Origin of the sequence: Bryobacter aggregatus MPL3, assembly GCF_000702445.1 — a bacterium.
Classification (GTDB): domain Bacteria; phylum Acidobacteriota; class Terriglobia; order Bryobacterales; family Bryobacteraceae; genus Bryobacter; species Bryobacter aggregatus.
The window spans coordinates 474,498-494,874 of sequence record NZ_JNIF01000003.1 but is presented as its reverse complement, the minus strand read 5'-3'; the positions used below and the strand labels follow the sequence as shown (position 1 = coordinate 494,874).

Genomic DNA, 20,377 nt, shown 5'->3' with positions numbered 1-20,377 from the left:
AAGGATCAGATGGTCAGCGATTGGTCTTCGTGCAGCCGCGTGCCTTCCCGAAAGACTTCGGCGAGGACCAGGATGGCGAAGCCGCCGAGAATCGTGATGGCGTTGACGTCTGTCGAGGCCACAAAGTGGAGGCCATTCCCGGTGAAATGCAGGCTCGTGTAGTAGCTCCAGAAGTAGACCAGCGCCGCGCGGGCAAGTTCTCCGAAGATGAGGGTGAACCCCACCCAACGAATTCTGCGAGCATTCTCCGGGAGGAACAGGAGACCTCGGCTGAGCGAGCGGAAGATGTGGCGAAGCTGGGTCAAGGCCCAGAGCAAAGAACCGCAGAACAGCACGATCAGGACCATGCTTCCGGAAAAGAAGGCGCCATTCCGAACCGGAAACCGCAGATTCCCGTGGAGCTTCTCGATCTGTGCGCCAGTGTCGAGGGACGCGCTGTTGTCATGAACCGGAGTGTTCATCTCCAAGGTGACAGGCAGGTTCATTGTCAGATTATTGCCTTCCAGCTTGACGAAGAAGCTGAATACGAGCAGTCCGGTCAGTAGGGCCAGGGAGACGACAACCAACCACCACGCTGCGTCGAGGACAAACCGGATGCAGGATGCAACGGACCGGTCGCCGAGTGCTTTCATAGGCGAAGCTCCTTATCGGTAATCGATATTATCGAATATCGATAAGGAGTGCAAGTGTATCGTTAACGGTCGACGAGTGCCGGAATTTTCGGGCTGGCCGGAGGCTTGGGTGGCAGGGGCGGCCGCGGTTCCGGATTGTTGCTCACAAAGATTCCGCCACGCATCACACTCACCCGTCCCCGATAGGATTCGAGGGAGATCTTGGCGCCGCCGTTGCCGCCGCGAATGGTGCCGCCCCGGCCTTCATCGCGAGTGTGTAATGGGCCGCCAAAGTGATTCTCCACTTCGCCGCGCCGTGCCGTCGCCTCGAGGTCGAACTTCGCATTCTCGTTCAGATGCAGCGTCACTGCGCCGCTTTCTGTTTTCGCGACGATGGGGCCCGGCGTGTTGGTGCCGGGAGAAAGTTCAATATCCCCGCGGTTGAGATCGATATCGGCGGAAGAGTTAAAACCGCTCAAGCGTACATCCTTCGACTTCGTGCAGCGGACTTTGAGCGGGCCGCTGACATCCTCAATTTCCAGATCTCCGTCCGACATGTGTACCCGTCCCAGAATCCGCTCGATGGTCATCGTCGTCGCCTGGCTGGTGAAGCGCAGGGGCTTGGCCACCCGCCGGAAATCGACGCTGCCAGTGAACTGCCCATCGACAATCAACTGGCCACCAAGCTCGTCGATTTCGATATCTTCGGCGCGGCCGCCCTTGATGTCGGCATTGCCCTTCACGCGCTGTAGCCGGATGATGTCGCTGCGGCGGAGATCGATGCGCACATTGCCGCCGATGTCCTGGCCGCGCACGCCCGCATTGTCGGAATTCACTTCAAAGTTGCCGGTGATCTCGCTGACATCAAAATCACCGCGGGTGCCACGGCATTCCACGGTCGAGCCTTTGGGGATCTGCACTTCCAGATTGGCTTCCACCTTGTTGTCACTACCGGTGCTTTCCTGATTGGTGCGGATCACGACCTGTTCGCCCTGCACCAACACCTCGAGCTTCATGCGTTCACTGATGCGGTCTGCTTCGGTGCGATCGAGACCGAAGATCGTCTTCTGTCCAGTGACATTGATGGTGTCCGTTGTCGACCCGATCAGCCGTACATTGCCGCGGCGATTCTCCACCACAATGCGCGGTGTTTTTGAACAGGATGCCTGGGCCGAGAGCGGATACTCGAAGTTCTCTCCGAACATCTGCAATCCGCGGATATTGACACGTCCGGTGCGGATCCGGTCTCTCATGTCATTGCCGAAGTTGACGCCGCTGGCCACCAGAGTGATCAGCACAATGAGCGCCCACTCGCCCCCGCCCAAGCCACGGCGGGGCAGCGGCTGGTTGCGCGAGCTGAGAAAGGCAATCTCCGCCAGACGGATTACGCCCCAGATGATCAGAAGATAAGGCCAGTACTCCCCAATCAGGCGCCAGGCTGAGATGTCGGGACGCAGGTTGTTGACCAGGAAGACTCCACCGATGACGATCAATACGATCGGGCCGACAAAAGAATGTCTCATTGGGGCTGTCCTCCTTTCAGGAATTCACCAAGTTTCAGCAGGCCGAAAATGATGATCAATACCGGCCAGGTGCGGCTAAAGCGAACTCCCCCGGCATGATCGATAGCCATCAAGGTTCCGAGCGTGATCAACATCAGCGGGCCGCGGACGGCGCAGAGCAGGCTCACGCTATTCTGCATGGCGTTGTTCCTTCGGCGAGGAGGCGATGGCTTCTGCCTCCTGCATGCGTTGCATCAGCAACAGTACGCCGATCGCGATGAGGATCACTGGCCAGAAACGCATCAATTCATCAATTCGCAACAGTCCCAGATTGTCGAGCAGAAACAGAAAACCGAACGCAATCAGCACAAAGGGCCCGATCGGGAGCTTGCGCAGACCTTGGGGGAGATTGACCAAGCCTGTCATCTCGTCGACGACTTCGCCGTTCTGCCGCTTCTGTGCAGTGTGATAAGCCTCAAACGGCATATAGAAGACCCACCCGGCCAGGAGCAAACTCAGCAGTACGTGGCCGTTGCCGGCGCGGTCGAGCAGCGAGATCAGAGAGGCGAACACGACGATGTGAAAGAGACCCTTGGCGTATTGCTGGTTATAGATGGCGCCGACGCCGGGGATCAACCCAAGAACAAAGGCCCAACCGGGCGAGATGTCGTTTTTCGGGTTTCCCATGACAGGGGCGGTATAGGGCGAGAGCGGTTCCTGCGTGAGCCTGGTCTTTTCGGCGTACTCTTTCGAGTACAGGATGCCGCCGACATAAGTTGCATCTTCTGCCGTGAGTGCCTTTCCGGTCGCGCGGCAATAGCCGACGATGGGGGCGGCAGCTTCCGGTTGCTGCCCGTTCCCGGAGAGGGGTTCATTTTCGGTGGGGTTCATTTTGACTCTCCACTCTTCTTGGTGTTGGATTTAGGGCTCCCCGGTTGGTCATCCGTGTCCCCTTTGATGTCATCGATCGCGGTTTGTACTTCATAGACCAAACGGAGATTGTCGTAATACTTTACAAAACGGTTCCAGGTGCGATGGGCGGAATCATCGACGCTGCGCCAGACTTTGGCGGGTTCAAGATCGCTGGCCTTCAGTTGCCGCACGGGCGCAACGAATTTGCCCAGCATAGAGAAGCTGAGAATCGTCATCGCCATTCCCATGGCAAAGCGCGGCTGCAGCAGCGGCGCCATGAAGCGCCTGGCCCAGCCGATGCGTGAGATGGCATCGACGAGCGGCGCATGCTTGGGAGTCTGATTGAGAATTCGGGTGAGGAGCTCCTTGGGCGCCTCGACGGTTGCCGCACGCTCCATGAAATGGACAGAACCCACCACATCGCTGACGAGTTCGGCACAAGCCGGGCAACTCTGGGTGTGGGCCTCAAATGCGCTTTTCTGGTCGGCACTCAGCGTCCCGTCCACGTAATCGCAAAGAAGTTCATCGATGCCGAGGCACTGAAGTTCGTTCATTTAGACCGTCACCTTCTGGCGCTTCAGGATGCGAGCCAATTCTGCCCGGCCCCGATTGAGCCGGCTCTTGACTGTGCCCTCCGGGACGCTGAGTGCGATTGCGATTTCGCGATACTCCATTTCCTGGAGGTCGCGCAGAATGACGGCTTCCCGCAGTTCGGGAGAAAGTTTTTGCAAAGCAGCCTGCAGGATTTCGCTGGCCTCACGTCCAGCTAGCAGCCCGTCGGTGCGTCCCCCGGCGAGCGAGGTCTCTTCGATCATCGGCAGTTGGTTTTCGAGAGAGTCCGTCATCCGTTCCCCCTTGGTTCTGCGGTAGTGATCAATCAGAAGGTTGCGCGTCAGGCGTGTGAGCCAGACGGTGAAGCTTCCTTCGCCGGCACGGAAACTATGCAGTGTTTTGAAGATGCGCAGAAAAACTTCCTGCGTCAGATCCTGGGCTTCTTCGTCCTTGCCGACGAAGCGATAGCAAATCGCGTATACGCGCCGCGTATGAATTTTGATCAGATCTTCCCAGGATCCCTGATCGCCAGCAATGCAGCGCTCAACCAGTATTGAATCGGCGTCCAATGCGATTCCCCAGGGAGATGTTTGAGAGAGAGAGGACTGAAACACAGGCGCTGCCCAGGTGTTTCCGGTGGGGGCTGCCTGTGCCGCGACATTTGAGAGATGAATCATTCGCTGTCTTCCGATTAGAGAAACGAGGTTTTATCATGATAAGTTCACACGTGGGAACAAATTCTTCAACCGACGGGCAGCCGGCAGCAAAAGGGACTGGGATCCCCTGGGGTGCGCTACTGGTATTGGCTGTCATCGGCGTCGTTCTGTATCGGGCCGCTGCGGGTGGGGCTGGTTTCGATTGGGCACGCTTTGGTGCGACTCTCGAGTCCCTCGATCCGCGATTTGGCGCGCTGGCTATCTTACTCATAATACTCAGTTATGTAGGCAGAGCGGTACGCTGGGAGGTAATGATTCGCCCACTGGGGCCGACGCCGAGCCTGTGGCGGCTCTTCGTGGGCACCTCGATTGGCTTCACCGCCGTGGTTCTGCTTGGCAGACCGGGAGAGTTTGTCCGGCCTTGGTGGATCGGACGCGAGTCGCGTACTACCTTCTCATCCCAATTGGCTGTCTGGCTCTTTGAACGCATTTATGACCTGCTGGTGGTGATTCTTTTTTTCGGCTATGGCCTGGTGCATCTTTCCGGGACGGCAATTGTCGCCAAGGCCGGGCCGGAGTTACAATTTGTTTTTTCAAGCGGTGGAGCGCTTGCCTTGCTGGCCGGGAGTCTCTGCCTGCTTTTTATTTTTGCCCTCCGTTTTCTCAATCCCAGGCAGCGTGAGGGCCTTGTTTCTCTTGTCGATCGGTTGCCGGACAAGCTGGCGCAGCGGTTGCGCCCTCTAGCCGGCAACTTCATTGCCGGGGCAGCGGCTTGCAGCGATCCGAAGCTCCAGTGGCTGGTGTTGTTCTATACGGCGATGGAATGGTTGGTGATTGCGGGGAGCGTATGGGCAATTTTCCGGGCTTTTCCGGTATCGAGTGCATTGGGTGTGGGCGATATCGTCGCTTTTGTTGGGCTAGTGAGTTTTGGCAGCATTGTGCAGTTGCCCGGGATTGGCGGGGGCATGCAGATGGCGGCTATCGCGGTGCTCACCCAACTGTATGGCTTTGGTTTTGAAGACGCCACGTCGCTCGCAATTGTGATCTGGATTACTTCTGCGATGCTGATTCTGCCGTTTGGGATCGCGTTTGCGCTGCAGGAAGGCTTGAGCCTGAGTTCCATGCGCCACCTTGCCGAGGAGACTCGATAAAAATGCTTTGCCCATTTTGCGCTCATCTGGAAGACAAAGTGATCGATTCGCGGGAATCCAAGGAGGGCAGCAATATCCGCCGCCGGCGGGAATGCCTGTCCTGCCAGAAACGCTTCACCACCTACGAACGCATCGAAGAGATTCCCTTCATGGTAGTGAAAAAGGACGGCCGCCGCGAACGCTTCGATCGGCAGAAAGTACTGAGCGGATTGCTCAAGGCCTGTGAAAAGCGGCCCATTCCTATACCGAAACTGGCCGAACTTGTCGATCAAGTAGAAGCGCAGATGATGAACGAAGCCGAGCGGGAACTCAGTTCTACCGCAATCGGGGAAATGTTGATGAGGAGTTTGAAGCAACTGGACAAGATCGCCTACGTTCGCTTTGCCAGCGTTTACCGGGATTTCCAGGACGAAGAGGCCTTCTTCAACGAAATCCGCCGGCTGATCAAGGACAAGGGGCGCTTCTAGAAGCTGTAACTATTTGAGATCTCGAGCATCAATTGAAATAGGAGTTTAACATTCAGCAGTTCAATGTTAGACTAAACGGGATGCGCTTGCCAAGCGCCGAGCTCACTTCCAGCAGCCGGCAGGGAACCCACCCACCATGCAAGCGATTCAAAACTAAATATTTCCAGAAACTGCCAAAAAATATTTTTTGGAGCCGGGGCCCCCTATTGGGTCGGTTCTGAGACACGTGTGTCTTGAGGGTGAGGTAATCCAGAGTGGATACGTTTGACGACCAATTTCAGCCAGAAGAGGCTCCGGAAGCCATTGGCCTGTCCTTTGATGAGGATCCTAATTTTTTTGCAGCTCTAGAAGAAGAGAGCGAAGAAGAAGAAGGCCAGCCTCAGCAAGAGGAATCGATATACACCGACGATCCCGTTCGCGTTTACTTGCGCGAAATGGGCGCTGTTCCGCTGTTGACTCGTGAAGGTGAAGTGACGTTGGCCCGCAAGATGGAACGAGGCAAGGTTCGCGCGCAAAAAGCGCTGAGCCGCTCGCCGCTGGTCCACCAGATGGTGCTGAATCTGATCGAGGAAGTAAAACGCGCGCAGACCGATATCGACGAGGTGGTCGATCTGGGCGTGGATATTGAAGAAGGAACCGCCGCTCAGGAGCGGAAGGCGAAGGTCGTTCTCGAGCAATTCAATCAGGTGGTTCTGCTCGAACGCAAGCTGCAGCCGCTTTTTGACAAGTGGGAGTCTGCTCCTGCGATCAACAAAAAGCTCAAGAAGAAGGCGCTTGGCAAGTACAACCGCGCTCGCGTCGATCTCTCGATCGGAATCCGTGCTGTGCCGTGGACTCTGGCCCGGTGGAAGCAGTTCACTAAGAGCCTCGAGCATGCTGTCGAAGAGATGAATCATCTGGCGACAGAGAACGAAAAGCTCGAAACCGGCAAACAAAATCCGAATGTCCAGAGCCGCGTTCGCGAATTGAAGCGTGAGATTAAGAAGCGCGAGCAGATTGCTGCCGCCTCGCTGTCGGATCTGCGGATTTCGCTGCACAACATTCGCAATGGCGAAAGCGAAGCCGAACGGGCGAAAAAAGATCTGGTGGAGGCGAACCTCCGTCTTGTGGTCAGTGTCGCCAAAAAGTACGTCAACCGTGGCCTGCACCTGCTCGATTTGATCCAGGAAGGCAACATCGGTCTGATGCGTGCCGCCGACAAGTTCGAATATCGCCGCGGCTACAAATTCTCGACCTATGCGACCTGGTGGATTCGCCAGGCTATCACCCGCGCGATTGCCGACCAGAGCCGTACCATCCGCATCCCCGTTCACATGAACGAGAGCATGAACAAATTCCTGCGAGCGACTCGTGAGCTCGAGAAGGAATTGGGCCGTGCTCCGACGAACGAAGAAATCGCGCGCCGGATGGATATTCCGGTGGAGAAGGTCCAGAAGCTGAAGACGATCTCCCGCGATCCGGTTTCGCTTGAAACTCCTGTCGGTCGCGATGGCGAGTCCGCACTGGGCGATTTGATCGAAGACCGCTGGGTGGGTTCTCCGGTGGATGCTGTGATCGATGCGAATGTTCGCGAAGAGACAGCGAACATCCTGAAGACCTTGTCACCAAAGGAAGAAAAAGTGATTCGCCTGCGCTTCGGAATCGGTTGCGAACGCGAACACACCTTAGAGGAGATTGGTCAGGAGTTTGACGTGACGCGCGAGCGGATTCGTCAAATCGAAGCCAAAGCACTCCGCCAGCTCCGCAGTCCGGAGCGGGCCCGCCATCTGCGTGCACTGCTCGCAGCCCGCTAGTTAGCCTCCAAAAGACTTCAGGACTTTTTGCGCCTCGGCTTCGGCCGAGGCCAACCTGTCTTTGGCGGTGGAATAATTGCGCTGCTCGATGAGTCGCTTGGCGTCTTCCAGCTTCAATTTCATCCGGGTCATCCCGCTGACGATTTCCGGACGCACGATCAAACCCTGATCGGCCATCGAGCGGCGCATCGTTTCCGCAGTCACCTCAGCCGAACTGACGGTTGCGCTGACGCTGATAAAGCGTTCGATCACACTGTCATAATCCTTTTGGCCCGCTGCGTCCAGGCTCGACCAGTCGAGCTTCGGCAACTCCGGCAGCCGCGCTTCAATCAACTCAACACTCCGGCGGAGCTGCTGCATCTCGCCGCGCACCTGGCTATCGTTCGCATAGGGATTCAACAACAGATAGGCATTGCGATAGTTCAGCCAAGCGCTTTGGGGATTGGTTTCGAGCCCTCCAATCTGGCGGTAGATGCCAGACATGGCGAGGCCAAGATTGCGATTGCGGTTGCCATAGCCCCGGATGCTGTTCAGATAGCCGAGTGTCCGGTTGGTGGCTGGAATCCGCTGCTCGGCACTGCTCCAATTGCCTTGCCGCAAACCGCTGGCAAGCAAAGTCAGATTCCGTTGGATCTGCTCCGGATTGGCCTGCCCTCCGGCCATCTGACTCTCGAACTGCGACAGCATCGCATCGAAGTTTGTCTGCGCCAGCAGCGCTGCCGCGAGCAACAGCGGACTACATAATTTTCTTAGCAACATAGCCCACCTTCGGGTTGGAAGAACCGTTGAAGACTGCGATGGAGATCTTGTCGCGCACCTCGACCACCAGCAAGTCGCCAATCCGTTCAGTCTGCAGATCGAGCACTTCGCCGGTCGATGGATCCTTGATCTCCTTGATCACTCGAGAGATTTCAAATCGATCGCAATTTTGGACGCCGTCATTACTTCCAGCCGCCAGATAGACTTTGTTGCCGGCGATCTCGGCAATCTTTGCCTCCACCTCAACGCTCCGGCCTGCGACCTGCTGATCCTTGGAATTGGCCACGGCGGCCAGCTTATTGATGCAATCGACGGTGGCTTCCCCGATGATCGTTTCCTGGAAGTTGGAACTCGTCATATTGGTGCCGACGTTTCCGCCGTTGCCATTGCCGAAACCCGCAATCCCGAAGCCGTTGGACTTGCGCTTGGATTCCCCGCGCGCCTCACCGACGGCAATGACTTCACTCGATTCGGCGTCGATCAGGCGGTAGCTGATTTCGACGATCGCTTTGTCAGAACGATTGCCCACATTGACACTGCCCAGTACTCCGCCAAGCCGTCCATTGGTGATGGCTCCGGCATTGACATTATTTTTCCGCGTGTCCGACCCGAAGACTGTAATCGTTCCCATCAGGATGGCGTCTGCGCCCTGGACGCGGCCGATCTTCGCATTGGTCCCCTGCTTGACGCGATTGGAGGCGCCAAAGTCCTGCTCGGAGATCACCTTCTGGATATTCTTGCGCTCGACAATCCGGTATTTGCCGTCCTCGGCCAGCCGTTTGGTGAGCAGCGCGAGGATGCCCTTGCCGAGATCGACGTTGGTGCCGAAAATGGCGGAGATCTGGCTGCGGACTGTGCCGTAATCGAATTCATCAATGGCCAGGACGCGCTTGCTGGAGCTGACTGGCCGGGCGCAGGAGACGGTTGCAAAGTCGGTGTTCATGCTGCTTGGGGACGCTGCCGGGGCGGCGGACGGCGCATGCGCCGGAGTGTGTACCGGCGCGGCTGCGGCAGGAACTTCGCCGCCACTGAGCGCCACAATGACGTTGTCGCTTGCGCCCGCCTTCTTCAGGCGAATGAAGTCGTCGGCAGAAGGGTTGAGCGGACCGGCACTCTTGATCGCATTGAGGACTGCGGCTTCCGGGAGTTTCATCTCCACCATTTGGACGATCTTGGCCAGCGGGCTTTGCACCGCAGCCGGTTTTGCAGGGGTTTTCTTGACAGCACCCGCCGGCTGTTGCGCGCTGGCGGGAACCAAACTGAGCACGACCAAGAGTGCAATTTGAGTGCGCATGGAATATCTCCTCTTTCTTATCTTCAATAACACTATCGGCCAAATTCTCGACTGACACGAACGGACTGCGCTTCAGCCGCGGTCAGATTCTTGAGTGCGCCGGCGACATTGCCTCGATCGAGATCCTGTTTTGCCTGTTCGAGATTGAGCTTCATCGAAGTCACGCGAGAAAGGGTGTCGGCGCGGATCGACAATCCTTTCGCTTCGAGATCGGACTTCGATTTATTGAATAACTGTTCGGTTGCTGCCACGCGGCCTGCAATGGAGGCATAACGGTCTCTTGCTTCCTCAAGACCTTCCGGGATTGGGGCCGGGGGGGCGGATTGCGTTGTGGTTTTGGGTGTCGTTTCTGGCGGACGTTGCGAGGGCAGTTGCTGCGCGATCGCTTCTTGCCGGGGGGCCTGGGTGGCCGCCACGGTGCTGCTGCGAACGGGTTCGTGCTTGACAGGTTCCTGCTTGAGCGGTTCTTGCTTGGCAGGATTGAGATTGGCGGGTTCCGGCTTGCGCGGCTCTTCCTTCCCCGGTTCCTGCGGCCGGGGCTGTTCCTGTAGCGGTTGTTGCTGGGGGGGCTGCTCCACAACCGGCTTCTGCACCTTGGCTTCTGGCTGATGCTTCGTCGTATAGTAATAGCCGCCCCCGCCCAGGCCGAGAACGGTGATCGCCGCTACGGCGGCGATGGCGAGCTTTTTTGATCCCAGTCCACTGCCTCCGCGGGCCAGCACAGGCTGGCCGCTCAGGAAGCGGTCGAGATCTTCTGAGAACTCGAGGGCCGACCCATAGCGTTGCCGCGATTCGCGGTGCATCGACTTCAGCACCACCGCATCGAGATCGCCCATGATGCGTTTCTTCAACTGCTTAGTCGTCTCGACGGTACGCTGGAAGTCTTCGCGGATGCTCTCACTCGGGGGCTTGATGGTGGCCTGGTCCGGAAGGCGTCCGGTGAGCATGAGATAGAGGATGACGCCGAGAGTATAGATATCGCTGCGGGCATCAGCGCGGCCGGTGAATTGTTCCGGGCTCGCATAGGCCGGGGTTAAGGGCGTGCCGTCGGCGGTGGTGAGTTCAAGGCTGGAGGGACCGAGTTGCTTAGCGATGCCAAAATCGAGCAACTTGACGACGCCTTCGGTGGACACCAAAATATTTGCCGGCTTGAGGTCGCGGTGGATCACCTGGTTCTGGTGCAGGTAGTGGATGGCCCCGCAGAGCTTCTGGAACAGATGGAGCCGATCGTTGAGGCTCAGCTTGTCTTCGTCGCAATAGCGATCAATCGGACGGCCTTCGACGTACTCCATCACATAGAACGGCATCCCGTCGGCGGTGTCGCCGCCATCAAGGATACGCGCAATATTGGGATGGTCGAAATTCGCCAGCACCTGGCGCTCGTTCCGGAAACGCTCGATGAATTCTGCGGTGACGGCATCGCCGCGCAACAGCTTGATGGCGACATTCTTGCGGAAAGCCCCGTCGTCGCGCACCGCCAGATAGACGACACCCATGCCGCCTTTGCCGAGCTCGCGTAACACCCGGTAGGGGCCGATCATCTGAGCATTGCGGGCCGGCGCCATGGTTTTGGTGGGCGATTGGCCCGACTTCAGCATCTGCAACGCAACGTCAAAAAGGTCTTCCCGCCCGCTGCAGGCCTGCCGGAGCGCTTCTTCCCGTTGCTCGGCGGGCAGTTGATTGCTATATGCGAGTAGCTGGTTGAGCCATTCCTGAGTTTGAGAGTCCATTGCCGCGTCTAGTCTATTGTTCCACCGTCTATTAAGCGGCGAAAGCCCTGCCAGTTGGCTCAAAAAATTTATTCGGTCTTGATGCAAAGAGGAGCACACTCAGGGCATGGAACTGATTGGACTGTTCCTCTCGATCGGGTTGCTGATCTATCTCGTGATCGCCCTGATTCATCCTGAGAGGTTTTCATGACCCCCAACGCGTGGATTCAGATTGGGGTATTTCTCTTGATTCTGCTGGCGGCTGTCCGGCCACTTGGCGCCTATATGGCTGCTGTTTACGAGGGTCGGATGCGCTGGCTTGGTCCGTTGGAGCGTTGGATCCTCCGCCTTTGCGACGCGAGGCCCGACGAAGAACAGAACTGGCGTAGTTATTCGATTCACTGGCTGTGCTTCCATCTGTGGGGGCTTCTCGTCGTTCTTGGCATTCTGATGACCCAACAGTGGCATCCCTGGAATCCACAGGGTTTTGGGAATCTGCCCTTTCACACCGCGTTTAATATCGCGTCGAGTTTTGTAACTAACACGAACTGGCAGAACTACGGCGGCGAAAACACCCTCAGCTACTTCAGCCAGATGGCTGCGCTGACGGTACAGAACTTCGTTTCCGCGGCGGCGGGCATGGTGATCATCGCGGCGCTGGCCCGTGGTCTCACGCGCAAGACGACGGAGCAACTCGGCAATTTCTGGGTTGACCTGACGCGCACCACTCTCTACATCCTGTTGCCGCTGTCCCTGTTGCTTTCCGTGGTGCTGATCCAGCAGGGAACCATCGACAACTTGGACGCTTATGTGAAAACCAGTGGAGGTCAGGTACTTCCCATGGGCCCGGCCGCTTCACAGATTGCTATCAAGCAACTCGGGACCAATGGCGGTGGCTTCTTCAATGCCAATTCCGCGCACCCATTTGAGAATCCCACTCCGCTCTCGAATCTATTTGAGGTGGTTTCGATTCTGTTGATTCCGGCTGCCCTCTGTTACAGCTTTGGGCGCTTGATCAAAGACAAGAGGCAAGGATGGGCCTTACTTGCCACGATGCTTCTGATTTTCGTTCCCCTGCTCATTCTTGCGGTCTGGAGCGAGACGGTTCCGATTCCGAACCTGGAAGGGAAAGAACTGCGCTTCGGGACTGTCGATTCCGGCATCTGGGCGGCAGCCACCACGGCGGCCTCCAACGGCAGCGTCAATTCGATGCATGACTCTTTCCTGCCTGTGGGCCAGTTCGTCACGATGTTCCTCATGATGCTGGGCGAAGTGGTGTTCGGCGGGGCGGGATCAGGCCTTTACGGCATGGTGGTCTTCGCCATCATCACGGTGTTTATCGCCGGGCTGATGGTGGGGAGAACGCCGGAGTACATGGGCAAGAAGATTGAATCTTTTGAGATGAAGATGGCTTCGATTGCGATTCTGGTGCCGCCGATGTGCGTGCTGGTGGGGACCGCCGTGGCGGTGGAGCATCCGCAAGGTGTGGGCGGTTTGTTGAACCATGGGCCGCATGGCTTCAGCGAAATTCTCTATGCCTTCACTTCGATGAGCAACAACAACGGGTCAGCCTTTGCCGGTTATGGCGCGAACACGGTGCTGGTGAATCTGATGGGAGGCGTGATTATGTTGCTGTCGCGCTTTGGGGTGGCGCTTCCGGTTCTGGCCATCGCGGGCAGTCTCGCGGCGAAGAAGTCTGTCCCGCCCGGCTTGGGCACCCTGCCCACGCATACGCCTTTGTTCATTGGCCTGCTGGCAGGCACCGTGATCATCGTCGGCGCCTTGGCCTTCCTGCCTGCGCTGGCTTTAGGCCCGGTGGTTGAGCAATTGAGGATGCGCTAGGAGCAAATCGAAATGTCAAAGAAACATCAGAGTCTGTTTGCAAATCCCGAGATTCTCCGGGGCGCGGTGATGGATAGCCTGCGCAAGTTTCATCCCCGGCACCAACTGAAGAATCCGGTGATGTTTGTTGTGTTTGTCGGGAGTATCCTCACGACCGGAATCGCGATCAAAGACTTGTCCTCCTTCAGTGCCTGGATTGCTCTCTGGCTGTGGTTCACCGTTCTTTTCGGGAACTTCGCGGAAGCGATTGCGGAAGGCCGTGGCAAGGCGCAGGCCGATACCTTGCGCAAGTCCCGCAGTAACGTGATGGCGAAGAAGCTCAGCGTTCCACAATACGGAGCGAGTTTTGTCGCCACTTCGAGCGCTGCATTGGTCAGAGGCGATGTCCTGCTGGTGGAAGCGGGAGATTTCATTCCAATTGACGGAGAGGTGATCGAAGGTGCGGCGACGGTGGACGAGAGCGCGATCACCGGAGAGAGCGCACCCGTGATCCGGGAGAGCGGTGGCGATCGTTCCAGCGTCACCGGTGGCACCCGGGTGCTGAGTGACTGGCTGGTCATTCGTGTGACCTCAATGCCCGGTGAAACTTTTCTCGATCGCATGATCGGGCTGGTGGAAGGCGCTACCCGGCAGAAGACACCGAACGAGATTGCACTCACCATCCTGCTCGCGTCGCTGACCATTGTGTTCCTTCTTGCTACGGTGACGCTGCAACCCTTCTCTGCCTTTGCGGTGAGCGAAGCAGGGAAGGGGGCGCCGGCAACCGTAACCGTGTTGGTGGCGCTGCTGGTTTGCTTGATTCCAACTACGATCGGCGCGCTGCTGTCCTCGATCGGCATTGCCGGTATGGACCGCATGCTGCAAGCGAACGTGATCGCTATGTCTGGCCGTGCGGTGGAAGCCGCAGGTGACGTCGATGTTCTCCTGCTCGATAAGACCGGGACCATCACCCTCGGCAACCGGCAGGCGGTTGCTTTTCTTGCGGCTCCTGGGGTGACGGAGGCCGAGGTGGCTGATGTCGCGCAACTCGCCAGTCTTGCCGACGAGACACCGGAAGGCCGGAGTGTCGTGGTGCTGGCCAAGGAAAAGTATGGACTGCGGGAGCGCGATCTCCATGCGCTCGGGGCCCACTTTGTTCCCTTCAGCGCCAAGACCAGAATGTCGGGCGTCGATCTGAATGGCCGCGAGGTTCGCAAAGGCAGCATCGATGCGATCTCTGCCTATCTGAAGGCTCGCGGCGGCGAAGTGCCTGTCGAGATGATCCGTTCGGCGGAGGAGATCGCACGAGGGGGCGGCACTCCTCTGATGGTGACTTCCGATGGCCGCGCGGTCGGTGTGATCCACCTGAAGGACATCGTCAAGGGCGGCATCAAGGAGCGCTTCGGTGAGTTGCGCGCGGCTGGGATCCGCACAATCATGATCACCGGCGATAATCCTCTTACCGCGGCTGCCATTGCGGCGGAAGCTGGTGTGGATGAGTTTCTGGCCGAGGCCACTCCTGAGCGCAAGCTGCTTCTGATTCGCGAGAAGCAGGGCGAAGGGCGTCTTGTGGCGATGACCGGAGATGGTACCAACGACGCGCCGGCGCTTGCGCAAGCGGATGTGGCTGTTGCGATGAACTCGGGCACGCAGGCCGCAAAAGAAGCGGGAAATCTAATCGATCTGGATTCCAATCCAACGAAGCTGATCGAGATCGTGCAGATCGGCAAGCAGATGCTCATTACTCGCGGTGCGTTGACAACCTTTTCGGTTTCAAATGACGTGGCGAAGTACTTTGCCATTCTGCCGGCTGCCTTTGCCGTGACCTACCCGGAGCTGAATGCCCTCAATGTGATGGGCTTGCGAACCCCGGAGAGCGCCATTCTTTCGGCTGTGATCTTCAACGCGCTGATCATCGTTGTCCTGATTCCTCTGGCGCTCAAAGGAGTTCAGTACCGGCCGCTGGGAGCTGCTGCGCTGCTCCAACGGCACATTCTTCTCTACGGCGTTGGGGGGCTGATTGTCCCCTTCGTTGGAATCAAAGCAATTGATCTGTTCCTGGGACTGTTTTAAGGAGTGATGAAGATGATAAGGGAAGGTCTTTTTGTATCTCTGCGTGCGTTTGTACTTTTCACGCTACTCACCGGATTGGCATATCCGTTTCTGGTTTTACTCATTGGACAACTGGGTTTTCGCGCGCAGGCGCAAGGGTCTCTGATCACTGCCAAGGGCGCGGTGCTGGGCTCGGAATGGATTGGGCAGAATTTCGAGCAGGAGCAGTACTTCTGGCCCCGTCCTTCTGCCACCTCGCCGAAAGCCTACAACGGAGAAGCGAGTTCCGGATCGAACTTTGGACCGCTACATCCGGATCTGAAAAAGGCTTTTGCCGAGCGCAAGGCGGCCTTGCAAGCGGCTAATCCGGATTCCTCCGGCCCTGTGCCTCTGGATCTGCTGACCGCCTCAGGCTCGGGACTCGACCCGCACATCAGCCCGGAGGCGGCCCGATACCAAGTTGCGCGTGTGGCGCGGGCCCGACATTTGTCCGTTGATGAGGTGCAGCAGGTGGTGGACCGCTTTACGCAAGGGCGCCAACTCGGCTTTCTCGGAGAGGAGCGCGTGAATGTTCTGAAACTGAATCTTGCTCTTGATGGGGTGTTGTAACTGTGAGAACCATTGTTCTGATGATGTGGGGGACTGTGCTCTTGGCGCAGACCCCAACGGAGAAGCTGTTGTTAGAGAAGATTGCACAATTGGAGCGAAGGCTGGCTGCGTTGGAAGCAGCGCCCGCCGCCAAGCTCAGCGTGCCGCCCCTCCCTGAGGTCAAGAAGGCGGCGGAGGTCGAGCAGGCCCCTGCCACTACCTTGAACTTTTATCTGGATGGCTATTACGGATACAACTTCAACCGCCCGGCGGACGGAAAAAATGAGCTGCGTGCCTATGATGTTTCGCACAACTCGTTCACGCTCAGCCAGGGTACTGTGGTGATCGAGCGCGCGGCTTCGCTTGCCGCGAAGCGCTACTTGGGGGCTCGCTTGGACCTGCAGTTTGGACAGGCCACCCAAACGCTGCAGGGCAATCGTTTGAATGAGCCACGTCCGGCGATCTATCGAAATATCTTTCAGGCTTATGGGACTGTGATCGCTCCGGTGGGGAAGGGGATCACGGTCGATATGGGCAAGTTCGCTTCATCGTTGGGGATCGAAACGAATTATGCGAAAGATCAAATGAACTATTCCCGGAGTTACTTCTTCAATTTTCTGCCTTACTATCACATGGGCCTGCGCACCAGCTATCCAGTCTCAGAGAAAATCAATGCGACCTATTGGTTGGTGAATGGGGCGAATCAGACAGAGGACTTCAATCGCTTCAAGAGCCAGGCGGTCATTTTGAGCTTTACTCCGACGGCGAAGCTCGGGGGGAATCTGAACTACTATGCGGGACGTGAGACTCCTGGAGGACGCTCTGGCCGGCTTCAGATTTTAGACACATACTGGAACTGGAACGTGAATTCAAAATGGACTCTCGCGGCGGAAGCAGACTACGTCATCCATCGTCTGCTGCCGAACGACGCGCCGAAGCGGGTGACCGGGGGCGCTGTCTATGCACGGTATCGCTTTCATCCGCGATGGTCTGTTGCCTCCCGTTACACGCTCTTGAACGACAAAGGCGGCTTGTTCAGCGGCCAATCCCAGAACTTACGCGACTTTACACTGACCTCGACTTTTGAAATGGCAGAAGGCTTCCAGATGCGGTGGGAGTACCGGCGTGACATGTCGAATCATCGATACTTCCGCAGCGATTCGCCTGGGGAGTTCCGCAAGCAGATGGATACAGCCCTGCTGGGACTCGTTTGGTGGTTCGGAGGCAAGCAGGGCGCTTGGTAGAGCAGGAACAGAAAATTCGCGGCAAGCTGAAGATCTTCTTCGGTGCGGCTCCTGGTGTCGGGAAGACTTATTCGATGCTCGAATCGGCTCGTACAAAGCTGGATGCAGGCGTGGATGTGGTTGTCGGGGTTGTTGAAACCCATGGACGCTCCGAGACGGCAGCGCGGCTGATTGGTTTTGAACGCCTGCCCGGCGATGGGACATTTGATCTGGACGCCGCTCTGGCGCGGCATCCAGATCTCATCCTGATGGATGAACTGGCCCATAGCAATTCCAAGTCCGCACGGCACCCCAAGCGGTGGCAGGACGTCGAAGAATTGCTCGATGCCGGCATCGACGTGTACAGCACGCTCAATGTGCAACATATTGAGAGCCTGAATGATGTGGTGGCTCAGATCACGGGAGTGGTGGTGCGCGAGACCATTCCGGACAAGGTGCTCGAACTGGCGGACGAGATTGAACTGATCGATCTTCCCGTCGAGGAACTGCTCAGCCGTCTGAAGGAGGGCAAGGTCTATGTTCCGGAGCAGGCGGCGCGGGCACTTGAGAATTTCTTCAAGCCGGGCAATCTGAATGCACTGCGCGAGATGGCTCTGCGGCATACTGCCGATCGGGTGGACTTCGACGTCAACGCCATCCGGGGCCGTCATGGCAATGCGAAGACCTGGCCGGTTACAGAACGGATCCTGCTGGCGATCGGTCCCACCCCTTATGCCCAGAATCTGGTTCGAGCCACCAAGCGCATGGCCATCCGGTGGGAGGCGGAGTGGTTCGTCGTGTTTGTGGAGCCAAGTGACTCTTCAGGCATCAGCGAAGCCGCCCGGCAGAATCTACGCGCTGCTTTGCATCTCGCCGAGAGTCTGGGCGCGGAGGCAGTCACCCTGCAGGGGGACAGTGTCGCCGATGCGGTGCTCCATTTTGCGCGGGTCCAGAACGTCACACGAATTGTGGTGGGAAAGTCGCCTGGCTCCAAGCTGGTGGGGGCGCTGATTGCCAATAGCGGCGAGATCACGGTGATCGCCATGGATGGCGGCGTCAAAGTAGAACAGAAGTTCACGACCCGGGTGGAGGTGCCACCCTGGCAGGAGTTGGGGCAGGCTGCATTGTGGATCTGTGCGGCGACGGCCTTCGGGATGTTCTTTCGCGAGTACATCGCTCTGGCGAACCTGGTGATGGTGTACCTGCTCGCCGTGGTGGCGGTGGCGATGCGTTACTCGAAGACGACGGCAATGTTCGCGTCGGTGTTGAGTGTGGCAAGCTTCGACTTCTTCTGTGTGCCGCCATACATGACCTTTGGCGTGTCGGATGCCGAGTATCTGTTGACCTTCGGCGTGATGCTGATGGTGTCCATGGTGATCAGTGGTCTGACGGTGAAACTGCGGCAGCAGGCGCAACTTGCCATTGAGCGGGAACATCGAACGCAGAACCTCTATCGATTGTCGAAATCGCTGGCGCGCACGCAAAGAATTTTTGAGGCCGCCGAAGCTCTGCTGCTCATGGTGCACGCGGCTTTTCGCGTGCGCGGGAATGTCTTTCTGCCAGACACAGAAGAGAAGATCAGCTTCCGCCGCCGGGTGGCCGAAGGCTTTGTTCCCAACTCGCAGGAGGAAGGGATTGCGCAGTGGTGCTTTGATCGTGGACAGCTTGCTGGCAAGGGGACCGACAGTTTGCCGGGGGCGCTCACGCACTATCGTCCGTTGCGGCTGCGAGAGAAGTCCTATGGTGTGCTTGCGCTGGAAGAGCCGCCGGAAGATTCAGGACAGGCTGCTTTGCTCGAAGCTCTTCTCAATCAGACGGTCCAGGCGATGGAGCGGATTACCGCGCTCGATGAGGCGAGGCAGTCGGCGCTGGCCGCGGAAAGCGAACGGCTTCGCAATTCGCTCTTGAGTTCTGTTTCGCACGATCTCAGAACGCCACTCACCAGCATCTCTGCTGCCGCGGCTACGCTGCTGGATCCGGCTCTGCACATCTCCGGCGAGCGGCGGAGTGAACTGCTGAACGCGATCGAGGATGAGTCCCAACGGTTGAATCGCCTGGTGACCAATTTGCTCGAGATGACCCGGCTCGAGGATGGCCGGGTAGTGCTTCACAAAGTGCCTTGCTCGATGGAAGAGGTGGTGGGCAGTGTTCTCGATTCGATGGAGCGGCTTCTCAAGGGGCGCGAGATTCGAACGACCGTGGCGCGGGATCTTCCGGAGGTGGCCGCTGACCCGCAATTGTTGGCGCAGGCTCTGCAGAACCTGCTCGAGAACGCGCTGAAATATTCGCCTCCAGATGCTCCGATCGAAATCAATGCAGAGAAGTTGGGAGATACAGTGCGGGTGCGTGTTCTCGATGAAGGGCCGGGCGTTGCGGCTGGAACCGAGGAGCGCGTGTTTGAAAAGTTCTACCGGGGGGACGAGTCGCCGTCTGCTCGGGGTGTCGGCTTAGGACTCACGATTGTGAAGTCGATTGTGGAGGCACATGGAGGTACCGTGCGTGTGCAGAATCGCGCCAAGCGAGGAGCTTGTTTTGAGATTGTGCTGCCTGCGATCAAGCCATGACCAATGCACCGTTGATTCTAGTGGTCGAGGACGATGTGCAGATTTCCAGGGTGCTCCAGACCTCGTTGGAAGGAGCGGGGTATCGTGTTGCATGGGCCGCGACGCTGGGTGCGGCCATCGGAGAAGCGCGGTCCCGCCAGCCGGACCTGGTGCTGCTGGATCTTGGCTTACCGGATGGAGATGGCCTGAGCTTGATTCCTCAACTGCGCGAGTTCAGCGTGGCTCCGATTGTGGTGCTGAGTGCGCGAGGCAGGGAAGAAGATAAGATCCGGGCTCTCGATCTCGGCGCCGATGACTTTGTCGCGAAGCCCTTTTCCATCGGTGAGGTGCAGGCACGCATCCGTGCCGGTTTGCGGAGACAGCGGCAGGCCACCTATGCGGAACCCATTTTCCGGTTTGGCAATTTGCGTGTCGATCTGGAAGGCCGGTCTCTGCGTCGCAACGATGAAGAGATTCACCTGACGCCGACGGAGTTCAAGTTGTTGTTGACGCTGATCGAGCATCGGGGTAAGGCGATGACTCAGCGCTTTTTGTTGAATGCTGTGTGGGGGCCCCAGAGTCTCGATCAGGCGCAGTATCTCCGCGTCTATATGGCGCAACTTCGCCGGAAGATCGAAGCCGATCCGGCCCGGCCCCGGTATCTAAAGACGGAAACGGGCGTTGGCTACCGCTTTGTCCCAGAGGACTGAGCCTTTTACCCGGTTGTCATGAAATTCAACGAGT

The 20,377-nt window shown here is 57.8% G+C and carries 19 protein-coding genes; 10 read left to right on the top strand and 9 right to left on the bottom strand.

Annotated elements, in window-relative coordinates; genetic code table 11:
• Positions 1–5: 5 nt before the first annotated feature.
• The 6 genes from M017_RS0102705 to M017_RS0102680 all read right to left on the bottom strand — a co-directional run bounded on the left by M017_RS0102705 (position 6) and on the right by M017_RS0102680 (position 4,254).
• On the bottom strand, positions 6–632 hold the full coding sequence (locus tag M017_RS0102705; RefSeq protein ID WP_031495587.1) for a DUF2975 domain-containing protein: 627 nt from the start codon (positions 630–632) through the stop codon (positions 6–8).
• Positions 633–694: 62 nt separating this feature from the next.
• On the bottom strand, positions 695–2,134 hold the full coding sequence (locus tag M017_RS0102700; protein WP_031495585.1) for a DUF4097 family beta strand repeat-containing protein: 1,440 nt from the start codon (positions 2,132–2,134) through the stop codon (positions 695–697).
• Complete coding sequence (locus tag M017_RS0102695; protein ID WP_031495583.1) at positions 2,131–2,313, bottom strand: hypothetical protein; 183 nt, start codon at positions 2,311–2,313, stop codon at positions 2,131–2,133. The genes M017_RS0102700 and M017_RS0102695 overlap by 4 nt, the downstream gene beginning before the upstream one ends.
• Positions 2,303–3,004, bottom strand: coding sequence for a LiaI-LiaF-like domain-containing protein (locus M017_RS29860; RefSeq protein WP_031495581.1), 702 nt, complete (start codon positions 3,002–3,004; stop codon positions 2,303–2,305). The genes M017_RS0102695 and M017_RS29860 overlap by 11 nt, the downstream gene beginning before the upstream one ends.
• Positions 3,001–3,579 carry an anti-sigma factor family protein gene (locus M017_RS0102685; protein WP_031495580.1) on the bottom strand — a complete coding sequence of 193 codons (579 nt, stop codon included), beginning with the start codon at positions 3,577–3,579 and terminating at the stop codon, positions 3,001–3,003. Before M017_RS0102685 ends, M017_RS29860 begins: the two co-directional genes overlap by 4 nt.
• Positions 3,580–4,254, bottom strand: a complete 675-nt coding sequence (locus M017_RS0102680; RefSeq protein WP_080507966.1) for an RNA polymerase sigma factor — start codon at positions 4,252–4,254, stop codon at positions 3,580–3,582.
• On the opposite strand from M017_RS0102680, the gene M017_RS0102675 reads away from it, so the two are divergent.
• From M017_RS0102675 to rpoD, 3 genes are all read left to right on the top strand, one after another.
• On the top strand, positions 4,146–5,384 hold the full coding sequence (locus M017_RS0102675; protein WP_080507465.1) for a lysylphosphatidylglycerol synthase domain-containing protein: 1,239 nt from the start codon (positions 4,146–4,148) through the stop codon (positions 5,382–5,384). The two genes, M017_RS0102680 and M017_RS0102675, sit on opposite strands and share 109 nt — an antisense overlap.
• A 2-nt stretch (positions 5,385–5,386) precedes the next feature.
• On the top strand, positions 5,387–5,851 hold the full coding sequence (gene nrdR / locus M017_RS0102670; protein ID WP_031495576.1) for a transcriptional regulator NrdR: 465 nt from the start codon (positions 5,387–5,389) through the stop codon (positions 5,849–5,851).
• 254 nt (positions 5,852–6,105) lie between these two features.
• Positions 6,106–7,644 (top strand): RNA polymerase sigma factor RpoD, encoded by a 1,539-nt coding sequence (gene rpoD / locus M017_RS0102665; protein ID WP_031495575.1) that lies wholly within the window; start codon positions 6,106–6,108, stop codon positions 7,642–7,644.
• On the opposite strand, the gene M017_RS0102660 is transcribed toward rpoD, so the two are convergent.
• From M017_RS0102660 to M017_RS27315, 3 genes are read right to left on the bottom strand one after another with little or no spacing between them, the layout of a single operon-like run.
• Positions 7,645–8,403: a hypothetical protein gene (locus tag M017_RS0102660; protein ID WP_155121196.1), complete on the bottom strand. Its 759-nt coding sequence runs from the start codon at positions 8,401–8,403 to the stop codon at positions 7,645–7,647. It lies immediately after the preceding gene.
• On the bottom strand, positions 8,381–9,697 hold the full coding sequence (locus M017_RS0102655) for a CsgG/HfaB family protein (RefSeq protein WP_051669445.1): 1,317 nt from the start codon (positions 9,695–9,697) through the stop codon (positions 8,381–8,383). Before M017_RS0102655 ends, M017_RS0102660 begins: the two co-directional genes overlap by 23 nt.
• Before the next feature lie 32 nt (positions 9,698–9,729).
• The gene (locus M017_RS27315) at positions 9,730–11,427 is read right to left on the bottom strand and encodes a serine/threonine protein kinase (RefSeq protein WP_051669444.1); all 1,698 of its coding nucleotides are present in this window, start codon (positions 11,425–11,427) and stop codon (positions 9,730–9,732) included.
• A gap of 106 nt (positions 11,428–11,533) precedes the next feature.
• On the opposite strand from M017_RS27315, the gene kdpF reads away from it, so the two are divergent.
• The 7 genes from kdpF to M017_RS0102615 are packed head-to-tail and all read left to right on the top strand — an operon-like array spanning position 11,534 to position 20,343.
• Positions 11,534–11,617, top strand: a complete 84-nt coding sequence (gene kdpF, locus M017_RS30565) for a K(+)-transporting ATPase subunit F (RefSeq protein WP_080507464.1) — start codon at positions 11,534–11,536, stop codon at positions 11,615–11,617.
• On the top strand, positions 11,614–13,248 hold the full coding sequence (gene kdpA, locus M017_RS0102640) for a potassium-transporting ATPase subunit KdpA (protein WP_031495568.1): 1,635 nt from the start codon (positions 11,614–11,616) through the stop codon (positions 13,246–13,248). The genes kdpF and kdpA overlap by 4 nt, the downstream gene beginning before the upstream one ends.
• A 12-nt stretch (positions 13,249–13,260) precedes the next feature.
• Positions 13,261–15,300 (top strand): potassium-transporting ATPase subunit KdpB, encoded by a 2,040-nt coding sequence (gene kdpB, locus M017_RS0102635; RefSeq protein WP_031495566.1) that lies wholly within the window; start codon positions 13,261–13,263, stop codon positions 15,298–15,300.
• Positions 15,301–15,306: 6 nt separating this feature from the next.
• Positions 15,307–15,888, top strand: a complete 582-nt coding sequence (kdpC, locus tag M017_RS0102630; protein ID WP_031495564.1) for a potassium-transporting ATPase subunit KdpC — start codon at positions 15,307–15,309, stop codon at positions 15,886–15,888.
• Positions 15,889–15,890: 2 nt separating this feature from the next.
• On the top strand, positions 15,891–17,111 hold the full coding sequence (locus M017_RS0102625) for an outer membrane beta-barrel protein (RefSeq protein WP_031495562.1): 1,221 nt from the start codon (positions 15,891–15,893) through the stop codon (positions 17,109–17,111).
• Positions 17,081–19,654: a sensor histidine kinase gene (locus M017_RS0102620; RefSeq protein WP_155121195.1), complete on the top strand. Its 2,574-nt coding sequence runs from the start codon at positions 17,081–17,083 to the stop codon at positions 19,652–19,654. The genes M017_RS0102625 and M017_RS0102620 overlap by 31 nt, the downstream gene beginning before the upstream one ends.
• The gene (locus tag M017_RS0102615; RefSeq protein WP_031495559.1) at positions 19,651–20,343 is read left to right on the top strand and encodes a response regulator; all 693 of its coding nucleotides are present in this window, start codon (positions 19,651–19,653) and stop codon (positions 20,341–20,343) included. The genes M017_RS0102620 and M017_RS0102615 overlap by 4 nt, the downstream gene beginning before the upstream one ends.
• Positions 20,344–20,377: the final 34 nt, after the last annotated feature.

What these genes read in the sequence shown, in the direction of transcription:
- M017_RS0102675 (WP_080507465.1), top strand. Translation starts at nt 4,146, where the DNA reads ATGCGATTCCCCAGGGAGATGTTTGAGAGAGAGAGGACTGAAACACAG.
- M017_RS0102685 (WP_031495580.1), bottom strand. Translation starts at nt 3,579, where the DNA reads ATGAACGAACTTCAGTGCCTCGGCATCGATGAACTTCTTTGCGATTAC.
- M017_RS0102655 (WP_051669445.1), bottom strand. Translation starts at nt 9,697, where the DNA reads ATGCGCACTCAAATTGCACTCTTGGTCGTGCTCAGTTTGGTTCCCGCC.
- nrdR (WP_031495576.1), top strand. Translation starts at nt 5,387, where the DNA reads ATGCTTTGCCCATTTTGCGCTCATCTGGAAGACAAAGTGATCGATTCG.
- M017_RS0102615 (WP_031495559.1), top strand. Translation starts at nt 19,651, where the DNA reads ATGACCAATGCACCGTTGATTCTAGTGGTCGAGGACGATGTGCAGATT.
- M017_RS29860 (WP_031495581.1), bottom strand. Translation starts at nt 3,004, where the DNA reads ATGAACCCCACCGAAAATGAACCCCTCTCCGGGAACGGGCAGCAACCG.
- M017_RS0102680 (WP_080507966.1), bottom strand. Translation starts at nt 4,254, where the DNA reads ATGATTCATCTCTCAAATGTCGCGGCACAGGCAGCCCCCACCGGAAAC.
- kdpA (WP_031495568.1), top strand. Translation starts at nt 11,614, where the DNA reads ATGACCCCCAACGCGTGGATTCAGATTGGGGTATTTCTCTTGATTCTG.
- kdpF (WP_080507464.1), top strand. Translation starts at nt 11,534, where the DNA reads ATGGAACTGATTGGACTGTTCCTCTCGATCGGGTTGCTGATCTATCTC.
- M017_RS27315 (WP_051669444.1), bottom strand. Translation starts at nt 11,427, where the DNA reads ATGGACTCTCAAACTCAGGAATGGCTCAACCAGCTACTCGCATATAGC.
- M017_RS0102660 (WP_155121196.1), bottom strand. Translation starts at nt 8,403, where the DNA reads ATGTTGCTAAGAAAATTATGTAGTCCGCTGTTGCTCGCGGCAGCGCTG.
- M017_RS0102700 (WP_031495585.1), bottom strand. Translation starts at nt 2,134, where the DNA reads ATGAGACATTCTTTTGTCGGCCCGATCGTATTGATCGTCATCGGTGGA.
- M017_RS0102705 (WP_031495587.1), bottom strand. Translation starts at nt 632, where the DNA reads ATGAAAGCACTCGGCGACCGGTCCGTTGCATCCTGCATCCGGTTTGTC.
- kdpC (WP_031495564.1), top strand. Translation starts at nt 15,307, where the DNA reads ATGAAGATGATAAGGGAAGGTCTTTTTGTATCTCTGCGTGCGTTTGTA.
- M017_RS0102695 (WP_031495583.1), bottom strand. Translation starts at nt 2,313, where the DNA reads ATGCAGAATAGCGTGAGCCTGCTCTGCGCCGTCCGCGGCCCGCTGATG.
- kdpB (WP_031495566.1), top strand. Translation starts at nt 13,261, where the DNA reads ATGTCAAAGAAACATCAGAGTCTGTTTGCAAATCCCGAGATTCTCCGG.